Source organism: Roseovarius nanhaiticus (genome assembly GCF_900156535.1).
Lineage (GTDB): Bacteria > Pseudomonadota > Alphaproteobacteria > Rhodobacterales > Rhodobacteraceae > Roseovarius > Roseovarius nanhaiticus.
Genome location: NZ_FTNV01000002.1, coordinates 502,778 through 524,023 on the forward strand (window position 1 = coordinate 502,778; position 21,246 = coordinate 524,023).

21 protein-coding genes and 1 tRNA gene are annotated in these 21,246 nt (G+C 62.8%); 12 read left to right on the top strand and 10 right to left on the bottom strand.

The features are described 5' to 3' along the window. The first annotated feature begins 56 nt into the window (after positions 1-56). From BW975_RS12640 to BW975_RS12665, 6 genes are all read left to right on the top strand, one after another. Positions 57-863, top strand: coding sequence for a GNAT family protein (locus BW975_RS12640; protein WP_076534539.1), 807 nt, complete (start codon positions 57-59; stop codon positions 861-863). 261 nt (positions 864-1,124) lie between these two features. Further along, positions 1,125-1,766, top strand: a complete 642-nt coding sequence (locus tag BW975_RS12645) for a hypothetical protein (RefSeq protein ID WP_170846603.1) — start codon at positions 1,125-1,127, stop codon at positions 1,764-1,766. A 156-nt stretch (positions 1,767-1,922) separates the two neighbouring features. Then, the gene (locus BW975_RS12650; RefSeq protein ID WP_076534542.1) at positions 1,923-2,627 is read left to right on the top strand and encodes a DUF484 family protein; all 705 of its coding nucleotides are present in this window, start codon (positions 1,923-1,925) and stop codon (positions 2,625-2,627) included. Further along, the gene (locus tag BW975_RS12655) at positions 2,624-3,562 is read left to right on the top strand and encodes a tyrosine recombinase XerC (RefSeq protein ID WP_076534544.1); all 939 of its coding nucleotides are present in this window, start codon (positions 2,624-2,626) and stop codon (positions 3,560-3,562) included. Before BW975_RS12650 ends, BW975_RS12655 begins: the two co-directional genes overlap by 4 nt. A 35-nt stretch (positions 3,563-3,597) precedes the next feature. Continuing rightward, entirely contained in the window at positions 3,598-4,293 is a 696-nt protein-coding gene (locus BW975_RS12660) for a CDP-alcohol phosphatidyltransferase family protein (RefSeq protein ID WP_076534546.1), read from the top strand. A 94-nt stretch (positions 4,294-4,387) separates the two neighbouring features. Then, complete coding sequence (locus tag BW975_RS12665; RefSeq protein ID WP_076534547.1) at positions 4,388-5,080, top strand: NYN domain-containing protein; 693 nt, start codon at positions 4,388-4,390, stop codon at positions 5,078-5,080. Here BW975_RS12665 and BW975_RS12670 read toward each other — a convergent pair. Together BW975_RS12670 and trpA are read right to left on the bottom strand one after the other, a co-directional pair. Further along, positions 5,077-5,532, bottom strand: coding sequence for a methylated-DNA--[protein]-cysteine S-methyltransferase (locus BW975_RS12670; RefSeq protein WP_076534549.1), 456 nt, complete (start codon positions 5,530-5,532; stop codon positions 5,077-5,079). The two genes, BW975_RS12665 and BW975_RS12670, sit on opposite strands and share 4 nt — an antisense overlap. A 9-nt stretch (positions 5,533-5,541) precedes the next feature. After that, positions 5,542-6,333 carry a tryptophan synthase subunit alpha gene (gene trpA / locus BW975_RS12675; protein ID WP_076534550.1) on the bottom strand — a complete coding sequence of 264 codons (792 nt, stop codon included), beginning with the start codon at positions 6,331-6,333 and terminating at the stop codon, positions 5,542-5,544. Positions 6,334-6,454: 121 nt separating this feature from the next. On the opposite strand from trpA, the gene ychF reads away from it, so the two are divergent. The 3 genes from ychF (at position 6,455) to BW975_RS12690 (ending at position 10,005) form a co-directional block, all read left to right on the top strand. Beyond that, positions 6,455-7,552, top strand: coding sequence for a redox-regulated ATPase YchF (ychF, locus tag BW975_RS12680; protein WP_076534552.1), 1,098 nt, complete (start codon positions 6,455-6,457; stop codon positions 7,550-7,552). A gap of 249 nt (positions 7,553-7,801) precedes the next feature. Further along, the gene (locus BW975_RS12685) at positions 7,802-8,734 is read left to right on the top strand and encodes a glutaminase (protein WP_076534553.1); all 933 of its coding nucleotides are present in this window, start codon (positions 7,802-7,804) and stop codon (positions 8,732-8,734) included. Between the two features lie 62 nt (positions 8,735-8,796). Continuing rightward, positions 8,797-10,005: a pyridoxal phosphate-dependent aminotransferase gene (locus tag BW975_RS12690; protein WP_076534555.1), complete on the top strand. Its 1,209-nt coding sequence runs from the start codon at positions 8,797-8,799 to the stop codon at positions 10,003-10,005. Position 10,006: 1 nt separating this feature from the next. Here BW975_RS12690 and BW975_RS12695 read toward each other — a convergent pair whose 3' ends face one another. The 3 genes from BW975_RS12695 to BW975_RS12705 all read right to left on the bottom strand — a co-directional run bounded on the left by BW975_RS12695 (position 10,007) and on the right by BW975_RS12705 (position 13,044). Continuing rightward, positions 10,007-10,693, bottom strand: a complete 687-nt coding sequence (locus BW975_RS12695; RefSeq protein ID WP_076534556.1) for an SDR family NAD(P)-dependent oxidoreductase — start codon at positions 10,691-10,693, stop codon at positions 10,007-10,009. Positions 10,694-10,765: 72 nt separating this feature from the next. Beyond that, on the bottom strand, positions 10,766-11,995 hold the full coding sequence (locus BW975_RS12700) for a GNAT family N-acetyltransferase (RefSeq protein WP_076534558.1): 1,230 nt from the start codon (positions 11,993-11,995) through the stop codon (positions 10,766-10,768). Further along, on the bottom strand, positions 11,992-13,044 hold the full coding sequence (locus BW975_RS12705; RefSeq protein WP_076534560.1) for a phosphotransferase: 1,053 nt from the start codon (positions 13,042-13,044) through the stop codon (positions 11,992-11,994). The genes BW975_RS12700 and BW975_RS12705 overlap by 4 nt, the downstream gene beginning before the upstream one ends. 368 nt (positions 13,045-13,412) lie before the next feature. On the opposite strand from BW975_RS12705, the gene BW975_RS18170 reads away from it, so the two are divergent. Then, positions 13,413-14,897 (top strand): hypothetical protein, encoded by a 1,485-nt coding sequence (locus BW975_RS18170; protein WP_217696927.1) that lies wholly within the window; start codon positions 13,413-13,415, stop codon positions 14,895-14,897. 168 nt (positions 14,898-15,065) lie between these two features. Here BW975_RS18170 and BW975_RS12715 read toward each other — a convergent pair whose 3' ends face one another. From BW975_RS12715 to BW975_RS12725, 3 genes are all read right to left on the bottom strand, one after another. Continuing rightward, complete coding sequence (locus tag BW975_RS12715) at positions 15,066-15,272, bottom strand: cold-shock protein (RefSeq protein ID WP_076534562.1); 207 nt, start codon at positions 15,270-15,272, stop codon at positions 15,066-15,068. Positions 15,273-15,671: 399 nt separating this feature from the next. Further along, on the bottom strand, positions 15,672-16,493 hold the full coding sequence (locus BW975_RS12720) for a phosphocholine cytidylyltransferase family protein (RefSeq protein ID WP_076534563.1): 822 nt from the start codon (positions 16,491-16,493) through the stop codon (positions 15,672-15,674). A gap of 442 nt (positions 16,494-16,935) precedes the next feature. Next, positions 16,936-17,025, bottom strand: a tRNA-Ser gene (locus BW975_RS12725). A 1,117-nt stretch (positions 17,026-18,142) separates the two neighbouring features. Between BW975_RS12725 and BW975_RS12735 the strand changes: the two genes are divergently transcribed. Next, positions 18,143-18,385 (top strand): hypothetical protein, encoded by a 243-nt coding sequence (locus tag BW975_RS12735; protein ID WP_076534567.1) that lies wholly within the window; start codon positions 18,143-18,145, stop codon positions 18,383-18,385. Positions 18,386-18,558: 173 nt separating this feature from the next. Beyond that, entirely contained in the window at positions 18,559-19,104 is a 546-nt protein-coding gene (locus BW975_RS12740; protein ID WP_076534569.1) for a YaeQ family protein, read from the top strand. A gap of 209 nt (positions 19,105-19,313) precedes the next feature. Here BW975_RS12740 and choV read toward each other — a convergent pair whose 3' ends face one another. Both choV and choW read right to left on the bottom strand, forming a co-directional pair. Then, complete coding sequence (gene choV / locus BW975_RS12745; RefSeq protein ID WP_076534571.1) at positions 19,314-20,336, bottom strand: choline ABC transporter ATP-binding protein; 1,023 nt, start codon at positions 20,334-20,336, stop codon at positions 19,314-19,316. Next, positions 20,333-21,166, bottom strand: coding sequence for a choline ABC transporter permease subunit (choW, locus tag BW975_RS12750; protein WP_076534573.1), 834 nt, complete (start codon positions 21,164-21,166; stop codon positions 20,333-20,335). Before choW ends, choV begins: the two co-directional genes overlap by 4 nt. Positions 21,167-21,246: the final 80 nt, after the last annotated feature.

Below are 21,246 nucleotides of genomic sequence, written 5' to 3' on the forward strand. Positions count from 1 at the left end.
CGGGCGCAGGATCTTCGCAGGCTGGCTCGGTGCCTTTTTCCAAGGAGCGCGCCAGCATGTTCAACGAAGTATTCGGCAGTGACGAACAGCGCGCACTTTTGCGGCGTGGACGGGCGATGGCGGACCTGACCCGCGAGGATCCGCGCTACAGCTATTACGGCCGCACCGTCCTTCTTTCGACCCCGGAAGATGGGGATATAGATCAGCTTGCGGCGCTATGCCGTTTGCAGGGGTATTCCAGCTACAGCTGCGTTCCGGTTGCCGATATCGACGCGGTAAAGCAGGGCCTTGATACGCGCGGCCTCGCGGCGATGCACTACCTCAGATGGGAAGGATCGAATACCGCGCTTGTCGCGGCGGGCGCGATTCTGGCCGAGCATACGCTGCCGACTGATCTGAGGCTGGTGCGATTGGATGCGGACACGCCCGCCGATGTGATGACCTCGCTTGCCGAGATGTGCCTCGGCTGCGGAGTGCTGCCTGCCAGTGGCGATGTGTTGCGCGGGCTCATGTTCCCGGCGGTTTGCCTTGTGGCCATGGATGACGCGGGCCGGGTGGTCTCCTGCGCGGCATCGGCCAGATACGCGCATCCGGGCCATCCCACCCTCGGGCGGCAGGCATGGTGGGGCATGCTGGCCACAGATCCCGCCCGCCGCGGAGAACGGCTGGCCCTGATCTTGGGCGCACTGGCGATGCAGGCGATGGAACAAACCTCAGGCCTAGGAGACTTCATGACCGGCGTCGTGCCGGGCAACACCGCATCCGAGGCCGTTTGCAAGCGTCTTGGCCTCGCCCCGAGTGGCCAAGCCATCGTCGGCGCGGCGGACCCCATGTCGCTGACCTCGGGCCAGATGACAAAATAGACGTGCGCCGTTCTTATCCGCTTTATGGCGCCGTCTACCTTTCAATAGGCGCGCCATGTGCGCTGACGCTTGGGGCGGTCTTTTCCGGCGCCGCAACGAGATGACTGAGGTATTGCTTCAGCCCTCAACATGGGGTTCGCTGTGTGTTCACGCCCACGCCTCAATTTCCCCGCCCCCTCAATGACGATCTTACAGTCCCTACGTGCCCCATTTTCGGCCGACTTGGAGAGCAAAATGCACAGATTAGCGGCTGCGCTCTTGGTGGTGATTTGCGCCAGTCAGGCGCAGGCGCAGGCACCAGAACAGCAACAGAACTGCCCCTCCTTTTACCGCTTCGTCGATTTCGGGCTCAAGGGACGTGATGGGGTTATGCGGCGCGGGGGCACCATCTTTCGGGCCTTTCGCGCGGATGGAACACACCTCTTGCGGCCTGAAAGCAGCACTTGCCTTGAGGTCGAAGAGCTGGCCCGCGACGGGCGCGCGCATCCTATTCCCGTCGTCTCGAGCATCGGGATCGACGCTCAGATTGCCGGTCTTGATTTGACGGAGCTGAGGCTGGCAGCCAGCGAGGATATGGTGACCCTTGCCGCGGCAAAGGCCGCATCGCACCGAGAAAACCTCGCCCGGACGGATGCCATCATCGCCCGCGGCGAGAGCTTTCTGTGCGCTCGCTCCTCCGAACCAGAGACCGTCAGTTGCCAAATGCTGTCTCCCTATCCGGGGAATTTTCCGCTTGTGGTGTATTGCGGGGCCGGGCGCTGCACGACACCCGTCATGGCACGAGACGAACAGCTGTTTGTAACTGCGTCCTGGCGCAACAGCGCGACTGATATCGAAGAGCTTACAGATGAGATCTCGAATAAGTTGAAGCAGATTCACACCTTCTTCGAACAACAGATTTAGGTCGAGATCGGCGCCCGACAGAGAGCGCCACATCTTTCATGACCTCAAGCGTCTGTTCGCCAGCCCGGCAACTTTCTCCCATCGCGCATAAATCAAATGAAGATTTCCCCACAACCTCATGCTAAGACGGTCAAAACCAAAAAAACGAGCGTGAGCATGAGCAGCAAACCCAAGATGGACGATCACCTGCGCGAGCGGATCATCAGCCAGCCCGACGTCATCCTTGAAGATCAAGACCTTATGCACGCCCTCATCGCCGCGAACGAGCGGGCGATGGGCGGTAATATCGTCGATCTGCGCGGCATCGCGATGGACCGGCTGGAGGCGCGGCTGGACCGGCTGGAGGACACGCATCGCAGCGTGATCGCCGCCGCCTATGACAACCTGGCCGGCACGAACCAGGTCCACCGTGCCATCCTGCGCATGCTGGACCCGACCGAATTCGAGGCGTTCCTGCACAATCTGGGCGGCGAGGTGGCCGATATCCTGCGCGTGTCATCGGTGCGCCTGATCCTCGAATCGGTGCAGGACGATACTGACCCCGCCGTGCAGCGACTGGGCGATGTGCTGTCGGTGGCAGAGCCGGGCTTCGTCTCGCGCTATATCGAGAATGGGCGCAGCGGCGAGCGCCCTGTGACCCTGCGCCAGCTGAGCGGCGGCGAAGGCGCGCTGCACGGCGACGCCGCGGCGCATATCCGCTCGGAGGCGTGTCTGCGCCTCGATTTCGGATCAGGGCGCCTGCCCGGCATGCTGGTTCTCGGGGCCGAGGATCCGCATCAGTTCACTCCGCAGCAGGGCACAGATTTGCTGGCCTTTTTCGCGGGCGTTTTCGAGCGGGCCATGCGGCGCTGGCTGTCATGATCTCGCCCGCCGCGCGGGATGCATTGGAGCTGTGGCTGGATCACCAGCGGGCACTGCGCGGCGCGGCGGAGAACACGATCAGCGCCTATCAGGGTGACGTGGCCGAATTTCTGGCCTTCATCACGCGGCACAAGGGCGCGCAGCAGGGTCTTGGCGCGCTTAGCGTTCTGACCACATCGGACATGCGGGCCTGGATGGCCCATATGCGCGGCCAAGAGGTGGGCGCAAGATCGCTGGCGCGCAAATTGTCGGCGGTCAAATCCTTTTACCGCTGGCTGTCCGAGCGCGAGGGGTTCGAGCCGACCGCCGTTCTGGCCACCCGCAGTCCAAAGTTCCAGCGCAAGTTGCCCCGCCCCCTGAGCGTCGATGCTGCCAAGGCCGTGATCGAGACGGCGGAGCTGCAATCGTTAACACCCTGGATCGCGGCGCGCGATCAGGCGGTCATCACCCTTCTCTACGGCTGCGGCCTGCGGATCTCGGAGGCGCTGTCCCTGACGGGCGCCGACGCACCCCTCCCCGCCAGCCTGCGCATCACCGGCAAAGGCGGCAAGGAGCGGGTCGTGCCAGTTTTGCCCGCCGCACGCGACGCTGTCAGCGCCTATATCCGCGCCTGCCCGCATCTCATCGCGGCGGATGGCCCCCTTTTCAAAGGCGCCCGCGGCGGCGCTCTCAGCCCGCGCGCGATCCAGGGCGTCATGGCGCAGGTGCGCGCGCAGCTGGGCCTGCCCGCCACGGCGACGCCCCACGCGATGCGCCACAGCTTTGCCACGCATCTGCTGAACGCGGGCGGCGATCTGCGCGCCATCCAAGAGCTTCTGGGTCACGCCAGCCTTTCGACCACGCAGGCCTACACAGCCGTGGATACGGCCCGCCTGATGGAGGTCTACGCCCGCGCCCACCCCAAGGCCAATCGCAACAGAGCCACCAAAGCCTGATTGCCCGCCGGGGCCGCACCGCCTATAGGGACGCCATGACACGCGAAATCAAAGCCCTCTCCGTCCATCTGTTCACCGCGACCGGCATCGTCTTTGCCATGCTCGCCATGCTCGCCGCCGCGGACGAGCAATGGGGCATGATGTTTGTCTGGCTGGTCGTCGCATTCGCGGTGGACGGCGCCGATGGCCCGCTGGCCCGCAAATACGAGGTCGACAAATACGCGCCGCGCTTTGACGGCAATCTGCTCGACATGATCATCGACTTCATCACCTACGCCTTCATTCCCGCCTTCGCCCTGTTCAAATCGGGGCTATTGCCGGGCTGGACAGGCTGGGCCGCAATCATCGTGATCACCTTCGCCAGCGCGATGTATTTCTGCGACCGCAGCATGAAGACCGAAGACAAGTCCTTTCGCGGTTTTCCCGGCTGTTGGAACATGCTGGTGCTGGTCCTCTTCGCGACGTCGCCGCCCTTCTGGTTCACGCTGGGCCTGGTGACTGTGCTGGCCGTGGCGATGTTCCTGCCTTTGAAATTCATCCACCCCGTCCGCACCAAACGCTGGCGCGCCATCTCGCTGCCGATGATCTTCATCTGGACGTTTTTCGCCGGCTGGGCAGCCTGGGTCGACTTCCACCCCGAAAGCTGGGCGCATTGGGGACTGGTCATCAGTTCAGTCTACCTGCTGGGCGCGGGTGTGGTGCAGCAGATCGTGCCGGAGCGGCGAGGCTGACACCACGGCAACAGCGCCTCCCGAATTCTGTCAAACTACTGCCCCATTGACACGCTAGTCGGTGAAACGACAATGATTTGCAGAGGGCGTTGTTATGGGGACGCAGCGGATCGCCGTTCTGGTCGATGGCGACAACATCAACGCAGCGCATGCGAATGAAATACTGTCCCGAGCAGGCAAGCTGGGCCGCGTTGACGTAGCCCGTGTCTATGCCGGGCTGAATCCGTCCTGCGAATGGCTCAAAACGCCGGGCTACCGGCTGTTCCATGCCGGAGCAGGCAAGAACGCCGCAGATATCCTTCTTTGCATCGATGCGATGGAATTGGCCATGACGGGCGATCTGAGCACCTTCGTGATCGCCACATCGGACGGCGATTTCTCGCATCTCGTGCTTCGTCAGCGAGAGCGCGGTCTGCATGTTCTCGGCCTTGGAGAGGCAAAAGCACCTGAGTGCTTCCGCCTCGCCTGCTCCGAGTTCGCGACCCTCGAAGGTGGGAAGCTCGCTGCGCAGCCACCTACCTCAAGACCCGCGGTGCGCAACTGCTCGGTTCTTGATTGGAACATTCGCAAGATGATCGCCAGCGGTAGCGAGGCAGGACAAGGCATTCCGATCGCGGATCTAGGAAGGCTGATGGGTCAGAAGCACGGCACACGCATCGGCGACATGCCGGACAAGACATGGCGCGCCTATTTGACAAGCCGTGCGAAGCTCTACGATCTGGACCCACGTGGTCCGAAGGCAAAGGTGCGCTTCAAACCCGATGGCTTCGCAGCGCTACCTGTCTAAATCAGCAGCCCGCTCGCGCCCTCGTGCCGAAGCAGCCAGACCTTCGTTTCGACCCCGCCCTTGCCCGAGAATCCGCCGAGCCCGCTTGTTCCCAGAACGCGGTGGCAGGGGATGATGATTGGAATCGGGTTGCCGCCGCAGCCGGTGCCGATGGCCTGCGCGGGTGCCTTGAGCGCGCGGGCCAGATCGCCGTAGCTGCGCGTCTCGCCATGGGGGATGGCGGCGATGGCGGCGCAAACCTCGCGCTGGAAGGCACTGCCGGCCACGCGCGTCGGCAGATCGAACTCGGTCAGATCGCCCGCAAAATAGGCAGAGAGCTGTTCCAGCGACCGCCGCAGGAGCGGCGTGTCATCCTGCACAAATGCGTCGTGCCAAGCGAGCGAGGTGATCGCGCCGTGCTCTTCCGTGACGCAAAGGGCGCCAAGCGGGGTTTTGAGGGACGCGCTCGGCATGGCGCGGTGTCAGGCGGAATGGGCGCCGTCGGCCAGCCCCTTGACGAAGCTCAGCACGTCTGCGGGGCTGTCACCTGCCGCCAGCTTGGCCACGATGGCGCTGCCGACGACCGCGCCATCGGCGACGCCTGCAATCGCCTTGGACGTCTCGGGCGTGCGGATGCCGAAGCCGACGATCACGGGCAGGTCGGTGACCGCCTTGATGCGCGCGACCTCGGGGGCGACGTCGCCCGCCTCGGCGGCGGCGGCGCCGGTGATACCGGTGATCGAGACGTAATAGACGAAGCCAGAGGTATTCTGCATGACCTTGGGAAGGCGCATGTCATCCGTGGTGGGCGTTGCCAGCCGGATGAAGTTTAGGCCCGCCGCCTGCGCGGGGATGCACAGCTCGTCATCTTCTTCAGGCGGCAGGTCCACGACGATCAACCCGTCGATGCCCGCTTCCTTGGCGTCCACCAGAAACCTGTCCACGCCGTGGTTATAGATCGGGTTGTAATAGCCCATCAGCACGATGGGCGTCGTGTCGTCACCCTTGCGGAACTCGCGCGCCATCTCGAGCGTCCGTTTCAGCGTCATGCCGCCCTTGAGCGCACGCTGGCCCGCCAGCTGGATCGTCTCCCCATCGGCCATCGGATCGGTGAAGGGCAGGCCCAACTCGATGATGTCGACGCCCGCACCGGGAAGGCCCTTGACCACCTCCAGCGACGTGTCGAAATCGGGATCCCCGGCCATGACATAGGCCACGAATGCCTTCTTCCCGGCGGATTGCAACTCGGCGAATTTGGCGTCGATACGGCTCATGGCGGTCCCTCTGATTGATGCAACCGGGTTTGGCCCAAGCGCCGGTGGAAATCAATGGTCTGCTTGACGCCATGCGCCCCTCTGCCCTAGATGCCGTGACTTTTGCATCGGGAGCGGCGTCATGGGTTTCAAAATGGGTATCGTGGGCTTGCCCAATGTGGGCAAATCGACGCTCTTCAACGCGCTGACGCGCACCGCCGCCGCGCAGGCCGCGAACTTCCCCTTCTGCACGATCGAGCCGAATGTGGGCGATGTCGCCGTGCCGGATGCGCGGCTGGACACTCTGGCCGGGATCGCGGGCAGCAAGCAGATCATCCCGACGCGCATGACCTTCGTCGATATCGCGGGCCTGGTGAAGGGCGCGAGCAAGGGCGAAGGTCTGGGCAACCAATTCCTCGCCAATATCCGCGAGGTCGATGCCATCGCGCATGTGCTGCGCTGCTTTGAAGATGGCGACGTCACCCATGTCGAGAACCGTATCGATCCCGTCGCCGACGCCGAGACCATCGAGACCGAGCTGATGCTGGCCGATATCGACAGCATAGAAAAGCGGATGCAGAACATCACTCGCAAGGTGCGCGGCGGCGACAAGGAGGCTGTCCAGCAGGAGCGCCTTCTGAAGTCCGCGCTTGCGGCGCTGGAAGAGGGCAAACCGGCCCGCACCGTGGATGTCGATGACGAAGACCTGCGCGCGTGGAAAATGCTGCAACTCCTGACCACCAAACCGGTGCTATACGTCTGCAACGTGGGCGAGGCGGACGCCGCCGAGGGCAATGCGCTCTCGGCCAAGGTGGCCGAGATGGCCGCCGCCGAGGGCAACAGCCATGTCGTCATCAGCGCCCAGATCGAGGAAGAGATCAGCCAGCTCGACGCCGAAGAGGCTGAGATGTTTTTGAGTGAGATGGGCCTTGATGAGGCGGGCCTCAGCCGCCTCATCAAAGCAGGCTACGAGCTACTCCACTTGGAGACGTATTTCACCGTCGGCCCCAAGGAGGCGCGCGCCTGGACCATCCGCACCGGCACCAGCGCACCCAAGGCCGCGGGCGTCATCCACGGCGATTTCGAGCGCGGTTTCATCCGCGCCGAGACCATCGCCTATGATGATTTCGTGCGTCTGGGTGGTGAGCAACCGGCCAAGGAAGCGGGCAAGATGCGCGCCGAGGGAAAGTCGTATATCGTCAAGGACGGCGACGTGCTGCATTTTCTGTTCAACACCTGAAGGCACGCGCCGGGAAGGACGCCGGATGACGGACAAAGGTACAGGCAGACAGAGCGTCGCAAGCCGGGTGAGCGGCTGCCCGTTGGGTGGCGCAGCAACCGAGGTGACGAGCATTTTATCTCAGCCAAGTCCCTCCTTCCGCACTTCTCAGCGGGCGATAGCAGACGCGCCAGCCCGCCGGAACGGGCAGGCTCTCGCCCGGCGCCGTCGGCTTGAGTCCGGGCTGGCCTGCTTTCCATCGGCCCACCCATGAGTGACACCTTCCCCGAAGGCCTGCAGGAGTTCCTGCACCAGCTGAACGATGACATGCATGCCGCCGCCGACTGGGGCACGCCCGCCGGTTACATCCCCGAGCTTGCCGCCGTGGACCCTGCGCAATTCGCGATCTCGGTCGCTATGGCAGACGGTCGCACGATCTCGGCGGGCCAACATGACAAGCGGTTTTCAATCCAGAGTGTCAGCAAGGTCTTTACACTCGCCGCGGCTTTGGGGCGCATCGGTGATGCACTTTGGGCGAGGGTCGGGCGCGAGCCATCGGGCACGGCCTTCAACTCCATCGCACTATTGGAGCAAGAACGCGGCCGCCCGCGCAATCCCTTCATCAACGCGGGGGCAATCGTGACCACCGACGCGCTACTGGATGGCCGCCAGCCGCGCGACGCGCTGGCCGAGCTGATCCAATTCATCCGCGCGGCGGCGGAAGACAGCGACATTCATATCGACAAGCATGTCGCCGCCTCCGAGGAGGCGACGGGCCATCGCAACGCGGCCCTGGCGCATTACCTCTATTCCTTCGACAACCTGCAGAACGATCCCGATCTGACGCTGGGCACCTACATGCACCAATGCGCCATCGCCATGACGACAGACCAATTGGCCAGCGCCGGACGGATGCTGTCCGGGCTCGAGGGTGCACCGCGCCTGATTTCCGCGCGCCGGGCGCGCCGGATCAACGCCTTGATGATGACCTGCGGCCATTACGACGGGTCGGGCGATTTCGCCTATCGCGTCGGCCTGCCGGGCAAGAGCGGCGTTGGCGGCGGCATCCTGATGATCGCGCCGGGCAAGGCGTCCATCGCGGTCTGGTCGCCGGGCCTCAATCACTACGGCAATTCCAAGGCCGGTACCGAGGCCGCGCACCGGCTTGCGAATTTCACCGGCTGGTCCGTCTTCGGCACCTGACCGGCTTGCAGTTCGCGGGCGCCTGCCCGATGGTTCGGGCAACTCAGCAAAGGCCCGCAGATATGACCCAGTTTCGCAAATCCACCGCCCTCTCGCGCATTCAGCCCGCCGCGACCATCGCCATCACGCAAAAGGCGCGCGATCTTCGCGGTCAGGGCCATGACATCATCTCGCTGTCGATCGGCGAGCCGGATTTCGACACGCCGGATCACGTCAAGACCGCCGCCGCCGAGGCCGTGGCGCGGGGCGAGACGAAATACACACCCATCCCCGGCATCCCCCAGCTGCGCGAGGCCATTGCCGAGAAGTTCAAGCGCGAGAACGGGCTGGATTATGCGCCCTCGCAGACCATCGTCTGCACGGGTGGCAAGCAGGTGATCGCCAACGCATTGCTGGCCACGCTCAATCCCGGTGACGAGGTGATCGTGCCTGCGCCCTATTGGGTCAGCTACACCCAGCAGGTCGAAATGACGGGCGCTGTGCCCGTGGTGGTGCCGACGCGCGAAGAGGACGGGTTTCTGCTCACGCCCGCCGCGCTGGAGGCGGCGATCACCGAGAAGACCCGCTGGCTCATCCTCAACTCCCCCTCGAATCCCTCGGGCGCGGTTTATTCGGCAGAGGATCTGCGCGGGCTGGCCGATGTGCTGGAGCGGCACACGGACGTCTGGGTGCTGTCGGATGACATGTACGAGCACCTCATCTATGGCGGCGTGCCCTTCGCCACGATGGCCGCCGCCGCGCCTGCCATGAAGGACCGCACGCTCACCATGAACGGCGTCAGCAAGGCTTATGCGATGACCGGGTGGCGCATCGGCTATGCGGCCGGGCCACAGGCGCTGATCGATGCGATGGCGCTGGTGCAAGGGCAACTGACCAGCGGCGCGGCGCGGCCCTGCCAATGGGCGGCCCATGCCGCGCTGACCGGCCCGCAGGACGCCATCGCGCGCCAGCGGGATGCGTTTAAACGCCGCCGCGATCTGGTGGTCCAGCGCCTCAATGCCATTCCCGGCATGACCTGCCCCACCCCGCCCGGTGCCTTCTATGTCTTTCCCTCCTGCGAGGCTTACCTGGGCAAGACCACGCCCAAGGGTCGCAAGATCGACACCGACGAGAATTTCGTCATGGCCCTCTTGGAGGAGGGCGGCGTCGCCTGCGTGCACGGCGCGGCCTTCGGCCAAAGCCCCTATTTCCGCGTCAGCTATGCCGCCTCGGAGGCCGAGCTGACGCAGGCAATGGACCGCATCGAGGCATTTTGCAGCACGCTGACGTAGATCAGTAGCTTGCCTCCGCCTTGCACGATACAGCCATTTCAGCGATCGAGGCGGTGTTCGGCAGGTTCAGCGCCAGAAGGGCCATCCGCGCCACATCCTCGGGCTGGGTCATGTCCTGCGCCGAATAATCCGTGATCGCGCCGGCCATGTCGGTGTTGACGTAGCTGGGGCAGATCGCGGTGGCCCGAATACCTTTGTCCCATCCGGCCTGCCTGATACCGTGGGTCAGTGCGACCGCGGCGAATTTTGACACCGAATAAGCGCCGCTGGCCGCCGAGGCGACACGCTTGCCCGAGAGCGAGGCCAGCATGATCACCCGCCCCTCGCCCGAGCGGCCCAGCGCCTGCCATGCCGCGCGCACGAGGCGGCGGGGCGAATTGACGTTGACCTCCATCATCGCGGTCTGATCGGCCTCGCCCAGCGAGATCACATCGCCCAGCTCGATGATCCCGGCGCAGCAGATCACGGCATCGATACGGCCATAATGGCCCAGCGCGGCCTCGGCCCATGCGGCCTCGTTCGCCTCCATCGCATCGAAGGCACAGACATGGTGCTGCGCCCAGCGCGCATCGGCGTCCTGAGGGCGGCGCATCCCCAGCGACAGGCGCCAGCCCGCATCCGCCAGCTTTGCGGCCACCTCGGCGCCGATGCCCCGGCTGCCGCCCGATATCAGTGCAACCTTGTCCATTATCTGCCCTCTCGTTCCGCGTTTGCCTGCATGGTGCGAGGGCGCAGGCCGAATGGCAAGGCCGTGGCGGTCTCAGCTGAAGAGGCGCGCGAGTTGGCGGCAGGCACGGCGCGCGCGGTCTGTCTTGCCCGCCTCGAAAAACCCGTCGATCTGCTCCAGCGCCCCGCCGGTGCAGATGCTGTCGAAATCGCCCGGCGAAACGCCCGCCTCCCGCGTGATCAGGAGCGAGGTGAGGCGGCGCGACTTGGCACCATAGGAAAATTTGTAGGGCTCGTCCCCGCGCCCGAAATCATAAGTGTCGCAGCCCAGAAAAATCGCACATTCGATGGAATGGAAATGCAGCGCCGCGGCAATGAAAGGCTCGGAAGCGGCTGGGTCTTGAGCGGCCGTCACGAAATGCATCATTCCCAGCCGCGGGTCCAGCACATGGCCCAGCGCACCAATCGGCACATCCCCGCGCCAAAGGATCGGCAGAAAAAGCGCGTCGATCTCAAGTGCGGCGGTCAGGATGCGGTCGAACGCGGTCTGCGCAAGGTCCGCGGCCTTTTGTGCCGCCGCGTCCCGCACCTGCGCGCCCTTGGCTGCCCGCATCGCGCGCAGCATCGCCAGATCGGCCTGGAAACCGGGGGTGTCGGAATGGGTGAACCTGTAGGCGCCGCTTGTGAAGTGCCGCGTCTTGAAGCTGCGATAGCGCGATGCGACCTCGGACGCGACACTGCTGTCCAGCCAATCGTCGAAACTGTCCGGCAGCGCCACGCGAGGCGCGACGAGGCGGTCGATCTTGCCGTCGGCGCTGCGCTCGGGCGGCGCCTCGGCCCGGTAGCCGTTGCGGCGAAACGCGGCCAGCAGGCGCGCGGCACGGCCCAACTGCGCCATGTGACGCAGCGACAGACGCGCCCACGGCAGGCGCATCAGTCGCGCGGCCAGCGCGGCGATGGCGGCCTCCTCCTGCGCGGGATCGCACAAAAGCCCAGCCAGATCGCTGTGCAAAAGGCGCCCGCCGCCTTCGAGATAGGTCTGAAAGGCCCCGTTCGACCCACTCCACCTTGTGCTGTATTTCAGGGGCAGAACTGCGGCCATCGCGCCGCCGCCGCGCGGGCGTGCCACCAGAACGCTCCACCGATAGGGCCGCCCGGCAAAAGCCTGCTCCATCCAGTCCCAAGACAAAAACACGGTCGCCTCCGGGTCGGATGCCTCCAGCGCCTTCCACTCGCGCTCGAGCGCGCGAAACCGGGCGATGTCGTCGACGATCTCGACGCTAAGATCCGCGCCATCCTGCGCGCTTGCCGTCTGCGCCGTCACGCCGGCACCCTCATTTGGTCGGGTCTGCCCCCTGCCGCCCGGCTGAGAATTTGGCAAAACACCGTCTCGGCCTCTTCGAAATCACGCTGCAATGGCGCGGTCAGGGCGTTGCGCTGCGCGAAATGCGCTCCTACCCGGCACAGATGCGCGGCAAATTCGGGATGCACCCCCACATCGTCGCGGCTACGGATTCGGGTCTTGGACAGCCAGCCCCGGCTTTGCGCCTCGTCAATGATCAGCTGGAAACGTTGCAGCACGTGCAGTGTGGTATAGAGCGACAGGTAATCCAGATACGGCTCCAGCGCGTGAGGGCCGGAGGCGTCGAAGGCAGAGACGATCATGTCTTCCATCTGGTCGGGCGGAACGGGCCAAGCCTCGTCCCCGAGGAGCCACGCCAGATCCTCGGCGCCGTGACGCACGCCGCAATATTCCAGATCGAACCAGCGCACCTTGTCATCGGGGCCCATGGCCGCGTTGCCCGATCGGCAATCCCATTTGACGAATTGCACCGCCGGGCGCAGCGCCGCCTCGGCCAATGCGGCCCGGTCGATCCCCATGCCGCGCCCTTGCGAATAGGGCGCCAGCGCCTCTACCCCATCCGCGAAATTGGCAATCCAGTCCGCATTGATGCCCAGATGCGGCATCTGCTCGTTCAAGCCTGCGGCACGGGCCGCCGCCTGAATGCGAAAGATCGCGGCCACAGCCTGATACGCGGTATCGGCCCTTTGCGCGCGGCCCAGCTTGACGATCTCCTGATTCAGCCTGCGACCCCCGACATCGGATTGGAACATGATCTCGCCCACCACGCCCAGGCATTGTGGCACATCATCCGACAGCGCGCCGATATGCGTCAGCGCAAATGCCTCGAGGTGGGTCCGCCGGAAATTGGGGCGCAGTGTACCGATGACACTTCGGCTGGGCATGACAAGACGCCAGCTTGCCCGGCTTTCTCCGCCGGGGGCCGAGCTGTCGATGACCGCCTCGCCGAAATGCGCTTCGGCGGCGGCGATCAGCCGCGCCAGGCGCTTTGCATTGCTTTTCTTGCCCATGAAGGCCCCTTGCCTTGTCGCGCTGTCTTGGATGCCGCACTGCCAATGCCGCGCCGGGCCTATCCTAGCAACCAATCGTGGCGATTCTTTGAAAGCGATATCGCAAACCGAATCGCCTTTCGTGTCACTGGCGCGACCGCATGAGGGCAATTGACCACCTAGACGCGGCAATGCCCTAATCACCAATGGATTGTTTCCGGGGCTGCCCGGAAAAGTCCATATTTTACCTCAATTTAAATCTTTTATTGCCTGCTTCGCTCAAGCTCTCGTACCTCTTTTCCCCTGACCAAACCGCTGGGAACCTGCCGCCTCTGGCGCTCTTTCCCGCGCGCTGGATCGTTCAGTTACGAGTTGGGAAGGCAAGTTTCATGGGTAGAAAACATTTCGGCGGCAAAAAGGGCTCGGGCGGGTCCAACGGCACCAAGGGATCGGGCCACGACAAGGCGAGCGCGGGCAAATCCTACTACAATGGCGGCGTCGAGGGCGACAGCTTTGCCAAGTGGTACGACACGCATCTCGCCAGCCAGATGGGCGGCGGCAAGAACGACGATGACGGCAAGGCCGGCTCCGGCGGGACGAAGGGCTCTGCCGGGACTAAGGGCACTAAGGGCACTAAGGGCACCAAGGGCTCTGATGGTACCAAAGGGACCAAGGGGTCCGGCGGAACCAAAGGATCTGCTGGCAGCAAGGGCTCCGGTGGCACCAAAGGGACCAAAGGATCTGACGGCATAAAGGGAACCAAGGGTACTCAGGGGTCTGGCGGCACAAAAGGCTCCGGTGGCACCAAGGGATCCGGCGGCACCAAGGGATCCGGCGGCGTCAAGGGCGGCACCGAAACGCTGGGCAAGACCACGATCACCCTGCAACTGGGCGATCAGCCCGCGGTCGATGTCACAATCAGCGAGACCGATACTGGTACGCTTTTCTTCAATCTTACTCCGACAACCTTCCTGTCGGATCAGGCCGATATAGACGGCATCTTCCTGAACCTGGCGGATGACAGCCTGCTGAAATCGCTGAACTTCTTTCCCGAAGAGAACCAACGCGAAGTCACCGACATCCAGACCGATGCCAATAACGTCACAACCTTGGCGAATGGCGCAAGCGTCCCAGAAGGATACGACATCGGCCTGCAATTCGGCCTCGTGCCGGACAGCACCGAGGGCAACGTCCAAACAGTCAACTTCACATTATGGTCGAGCGACGGGCCTTTGAGCCTCGAGGATATTGACCTCGACAGCATCGCAATGATCGTCGATAGCGACACCGAAAACCCGCTGGTCCTGAAGGTCACGTCGCTTGACGCCGACCCGAACGACGACATGAGCAACGCCGACGACGACGCGCCGGATGATGGCCAAGGCGCTGGCGGCACCAAGGGCTCCGGCGGCACCAAGGGATCCGGCGGTACCAAGGGCTCCGGCGGCACCAAGGGCTCCGGCGGTACCAAGGGCTCCGGTGGTACCAAAGGCTCCGGCGGCACCAAGGGATCCGGCGGCACCAAAGGCTCCGGCGGCACCAAGGGATCCGGCGGTACCAAAGGCTCCGGCGGCACCAAAGGCTCCGGCGGCACCAAAGGCTCCGGCGGCACCAAGGGATCCGGCGGCACCAAAGGCTCCGGCGGCACCAAAGGCTCCGGCGGGACGATCGGTGGGCATGCTCAATGGCAGGGTTGGCATGCGTCGGCAGCGGCTGACAATTTGCCCGCCTATAGCGGCCATGCGGAGGATGAGAGCGGCATCACGACCGAGGACGCCCTCGCCCTCATGACCCAAGATGCCGACGACGTGAGCGACGACGCGCTGAACGGCAATGCGCCTGACGAAGATGACGAGGACTGGTACTTCGCCTGAGCCGAAATCCCGAAAACAACGGCGGCGGCGCATCATGCGCCGCCGTTTTGCGTTGCTCGTTTTTTGAATATTGGCCCGCACAGAAAATTTGCAGACAGCAAAAAGGCGCATCCTTGCGGATGCGCCTTTCCAAAAATTCAGATCGTCGAATACCCGAAAGGGGTAGCCTCAGGCCAGAGCGATATTGGTCGCGCTTTCGCGGCCATCACGGCCCGCTTCGACGTCGAACGTCACTTTCTGGTCGTCATTGAGGCCGGTCAGACCTGCCTGCTCGACGGCAGAAATATGGACGAAAACGTCCTTGCCGCCACCATCGGGCGCGATAAAGCCGAAGCCTTTAGTTGTGTTGAACCATTTGACGGTGCCATTAGCCATCGTCTTACTCCTAAATTTAGTCTGCCCGCAGAATGCGGCAGGTCGGCCAAGTCAGTGCAAGATCGAATGACTGTCTCGGTTAGAGGAGCAGTGATGCCGATAAAGGTAACGTCGCTTGGGTCACATGCGCCTTTACCACGCAATAAGCAAGGGCCATGGCACAAAAGTGGAAAAATGGCGGAGAAGCGCCGGTCGGCCGCGCCGCGAAGCGTAGCCTTATTTCACCGTCTGGCGGGTTGCGGGCAATGCCCGTTTCCAAGCCCGGTAATGCGCCAGTGCCAAAACTCTGTGCGTTTTTACGCCTCGCATTATTTGAGGCCGCGCCGGTTGGTCCCTTCTCACAACTGGCATTGGTGGCGCGGCATCGTTCGCGGACATGGCGGCCGATATCTTGGAGCGTCAGACGTTTGCGCGGGCCTTGGCCGTGCTTTCGTCCAGCGCGCGCTGCTGGCCGCGCGATACGGTCGTTACCGGCGTTCCAAAGAGCTCGGCCGCGCGGGCGGCATCTTCGGGCGTCTGAACGCCGGTCCAGTCAAGGCCGGTGATATCAAGCGCATGAAGCGTGCCAGCGCTCTCCAGCAAAGCCGCATGCGCCGCATCCGGCGCAGATTTCGGCCGCGCGGGGCCTTCGACGATCTGCGCGAGGCTCTTGAAAAAAGCCGGTCCCGCCTTGGCGCTGACCTTGTCGATCCCGATGGGAACACCCACCGTGATCGCCGGCTTCACCGCCGTGCCAAAATCAATAATCTGCATCGCCTCATCCACCACGACGCGCCGCGCGCGCGCACCATTCGCGGCGCCACGATCAACGCAGAGGGCGTTTGGCTGGTCACTGTCAATCAGATTGCGCAGGATCTTGACCTCGAACACCATATCCGCGTCCAGCGAAATGAATTCCGACATCCCGATTGCCGGCGCCGCGCGCAAGAGAGCCTGCGCCACGCTCAAATCCTTGTATCGATCAGCCGTGACATAGGTCACTCGAATGCCCCGAAATGTCTTGTCGACAAAAGCCCTTATCGCGGCGCCAGCCGATCCGAGCACGATCACGAATTGCGAGATTCCACAGCTAAGGCAATTGCGGATGATCCGCTCGAGTACGAGAGAGCCGCCCACAACCTGGAGGCAGACCGGCACATCGCCGCCCAAATCCATTGATGGAGGCCGCGTCCCCGCTGCCAGGATCACCGCGGTCGGGGCGCGCGTCGTTTCATATGCCATGTTGTCATGTCTCCTGCCAAAGGGCCGTGGTGGATGCCCGCATCGTGTCTATCTGCCAAGCGCCCGCTCGCGATGCAGCGCACCAGCCAAATTCGTCGAATTCCTGTCGATACGTCACCAGGCGTGGCCCGCATGTTGCGTGCCTAGCCTCACATCCCGCGACCGCCTGCCGCTACGCGATTATCTATCGAAACACGGCCGCAATGCCGCGGCCCGGAAATTTACGCTGACGTAAACCTTTTTAAGACCTAGGCTTGAAGTCCAGAATTGCAAGGTCGCCCGCGCCGGAGCAACCACGGATGCAAACGCCATCAAATGCGAGAAAGTCGAGAAGCGAGCCACCAAGACTGGTGCCGCCCACTCTCACTCGCCGCGCAAATACGGAAACCACTGAAAGGATTGCGGCCCAAAACAGCCCAACCAGCTGTCTTTGGCAAGGAAATGGCGGAGACGATGGGATTCGAACCCACGAGACCCTTCCGGGCCTACTCCCTTAGCAGGGGAGCGCCTTCGACCACTCGGCCACGTCTCCACCGACGCGTATAACCAAGCAAACAGAAGGGTTACAAGGCTAAAATCGCTCTTTTCAAAATTAGTCCCGTGGGCCTCAAAGCCGCCTGGAATAGCTTGAGGGGCATAGGCCATGAGTGCATTTGGGTTATATTTGACCGCTTTCTCGCTGTGTAAATGCAGCTCCGGGCTTTGAGGCTCGGGGCTGACGGCGGCTCCCGCATGGAATCGTAGCCGGAGAATTTCAGGCAAGTCACAAGCACATCGAGCAACCACTGCCGGGCAGACCGGTCAGGTTTTTGCACGCATTTTTTCAGAGAGACCTTCCGCGTCATGGCTCTCATCATCATCAGAACCTCAGCACTCCAGCCAAGGCAAGGGACGGTGACCTTTCAGAACCTCGAGAGCACCTCCGCGCCGGGTCATAATGGAATAAACCACTTCACCGATTGATGTCTGCCCTGCTCCCGAACGTCATCGACGCAGCCGCCCGACGGAATGCAGACGAGACGGCTGCCCGGCGCTGTGGCTAAATCAGAGGTCGCGAAAGCAAGGTGCCGCCCCAGCGCGTTGGACGCCGCGACATCGGGCGATAAAAACGGGGCTTTGGCATGTGTAGCCGGATTATCGCAATCTGGGCGGCTTCGGCAGCAGAAGGCCGAACCCGATCAGGTAGGTGCCAGCGTTTGAAAGCATATGCGCGTGGCTCTGCGAAAAATCCTCACCGAGCTCGATGATGGTCCTCTGGATCGCTGCGGTGCCAACCCGCGCAATCAGGTACATCAGATCCCCATGCACAGGTTGTTACGGTGGTCTCTGCTCCCTATGCCGCCCCCGGAACAGAACGCAGAAAACGGGTCGAAAAAATCAGGTGCCCCTCATCGACACCCACCCGCCGATCAAGACCAGCATGAAGGACCGGGCCCGCCCCAATGACGGCAATAGCCACTAAATAACGGAGGCTGGTCATCCTAATTTTCGTAGTGAAAATAGGGCCTGGCCGGAATGAGCTTGACCCAAAATTCTTGAGGGCCACGTACATCACAGTACGTATGCAAATCAAAAACTGCTTGCCGCCTACGCGGACGAGGCGCAAATCGCCTATGTCGCACCAGGCGCCATGCATGCCACGGAGGCTTATGACTGGTCAAATCATCGCAATGATCCTGCTCACACCGTTCGGGCTGGCGTTCATCTATGCGGGTGTCCATGAATATCTGCGTCTGAGATCCAGCGACGGCGCAAGTTACGGGCTCGTCTATGATGAGGAAACGGGAACAACGCATATTTCCGGCATCGCCGAGCATGAAGATGCCTACGACCCCGAAGAGTTCGATCCCAATGATTTCAACGGATCCGATGACGAAGCCGGTAAATCTTGACGCGCGGACGCCTTGCCGGCCCCCAAACACCTATCTGCATTGTAAAACCTGTGAATTTTGCGGCCTAAGTTCTGCCCAATTCCAAACGGTCTGACGGTCACGGGTCGTATCTGCTTTCTACGCATCATCAGACAGAGTAGTGAGCCCCGATCCGCGGAGGCTCAGGACAAACTATGGCTCAGAATTCCACCATCTATAAAGTCGAGCTGTCGGTTTCTGACATGGATCGCCACTATTACGAGGTCCACAAACTGACGGTCGCCAAGCATCCGTCCGAGACCGATGAGCGGTTGATGCTGCGTATTGTTGCCTTCGCCCTGAATGCCCATGAACACCTGGAATTGACAAAAGGACTGTCGACAGACAGCGAGCCCGACATCTGGCAAAAGAGCCTCAGCGGAGAGATCGACGTTTGGGTGGCCCTCGGGCTTCCCAGTGAGAAGGTCTTGCGCCAATCCTGCAGCAAAGCGGCAAAGGTGATTGTCTATCCCTACGGTGGCAGGACCGCAGAAGTTTGGTGGGACAAGGTCAAAAGCGGCACGACCCGGTTCGATAATCTGCAAGTCGTCAACTTTTCCGAGACCGATGCGGCGGCACTGGCCAAAATGGCAAGCCGTGCCATGAAGGTTCAGGTCAATATTCAGGACGCGGAAGTGATGGTCAGCGTCAATGAAGACACCATCTATGTCACGCCAGACATCTGGAAGGGCGCAGCCTAGCCCGGCAACGCTCGCGCCAAAGCGGGACCACGGCCACCCCGAACTGCGTTAGCTTGGCCTGACATCCATGATCCGATATAGGCGCGCGTGCGTCGCCCCTAAGACAACGATTGCGAAACTCGGCGTGCCGGGACGGCCCCAAGCCCGCGGTCCAGTCGCCGCACATGGTGATTACTCCTGCGCCGGCAACAGCGTGATCCAATTCGGCGTCAAACCGAATTCTGCAAACGCGTGACGATGCTTTGGGGGGTGACCGTTCCGATGACGGCGGCGTCCTCGATCACGTTGAGGGCGCTGTCCTCACCGCTCAGCCGGGCGATCAGGTCGCGCACCGGGGTTTCCGCGGCCACATCGCCCGAGGCGCGCCCACCCGCCTGCCCCATCACATCGCGGGCGGTCAGCACGCCGAGCGGGTTCATGTTGGCAACGAAATCGGCAACATACTCCGACGCGGGGTTCGAGAATATCTCGCGCGGGGTGCCGATCTGCACGATGCGCCCGCCCTCCATGATGGCAATGCGCTCGCCCAGCTTGAACGCCTCGTCGAGATCATGACTGACAAAGATGATTGAGCGTCTGAGATCGCGTTGCAGATCCAGCAACTCGTCCTGAAGCCGGGCACGGATCAGCGGATCCAGCGCGCTGAAAGGCTCGTCCATCAATAGGATCGGCGCCTCGGTGACCAGCGCCCGCGCAAGGCCGACGCGTTGCTGCATCCCGCCCGACAGCTCGCTGACCTTGCGGTCTGCCCATTCGTCGAGGCCAACCAGTGCCAGCTGCTTTTCGGCGCGCTCAAGCCGCTCCTTGCGGGGCACATCCGACAGTTCCAGCGCCAGTGCCACGTTGTCGCGCACATTGCGCCATGGCAGCAGGCCGAATTGCTGGAAGACCATCGACACGCATTCGCGCCGCACCCGGCGCAAATCGCGGGCCGAGCACTCCTGCACGTTGGCTGACCATGTGCCATCGTTCACCGCGACATGGCCGCGCGCCACCGGGTTCAGCCCATTCACCGCGCGCAAGAGCGTCGATTTGCCCGAACCGGACAGGCCCATCAAAACGAGGGTTTCCCCCTCGGCCACATCAAAGGTGCAGTCATGCACTCCCAGGACCTGCCCGGTCTCGGCCTCGATTTCCGAGCGGCTCAGCCCCTTGTCCATCAACGGGAGTGCCTTGTCCGGTGCATCACCGAAGACGATCGAGACATTCTGAAAAGAAACTGCTGTTGTCATTTGCTCTTCAGCCTCAGCATCCGGTCTAGCATGATGGCGACCACCACGATGATCAGACCGGATTCAAAGCCCAGTCCGCTATCCACCCGGTTCAGCGCCCGGACCACGGGCACGCCCAGCCCGTCCGCGCCCACCAGGGCGGCGATGACCACCATCGACAGCGACAGCATGATCGTCTGATTCAGTCCCGCCATGATTTGTGGCAGGGCATAGGGCAGTTCGATTTTCCACAAGGTCTGGCGGGGTTTGGCCCCGAAGGCCTGCGCCGCCTCCAAGAGGGAGGCCGGCGTCGATGAAATCCCCAGCTGTGTCAGGCGTATGGGGGCGGGCAGAACGAAAATGACCGTTGCGATCAGGCCCGGCACCATGCCGATACCGAAAAACACGATCGCCGGGATCAGATAGACGAAGGGCGGCAGCGTCTGCATCAGATCAAGCACGGGGCGCAGCGTGCGATAGAGACGCGGGCGATGCGCCGCGGCAATGCCGATCGGCACGCCCACGCCCATGCAGACGAGGCAGGCCGAGAGCACCAGGGTCAGGCTTTCGGTGGTCTCCTCCCAATAGCCCTGATTGAGGATAAAGAGGAAACCCAGAACGATGAATGCAACGGTTTTCCAGTTGCGATGCAACGCCCAGGTCAGCGCCGCGAACGCGGCCACGATGATGAGGGGATGCGGCGTTTGCAGCACCCACAATATGGCATCGATCAAGCGCTCCATCGCCAGCGCAAGGCCGTCAAAGAAGACCGCACCGTTGATCTGAAGCCACTCGAGCGCGTCCTCGGCCACGGTGGCGATGGGGATCTTGTGGTCTGTCAGCCAATCCATTCAGGGGCCCCTCGGATCTGTTGCGCAAGAAGGAGACTGACGGGCCCGCCGCTCTGGCAGGCGGACCCTCACAGCCATAC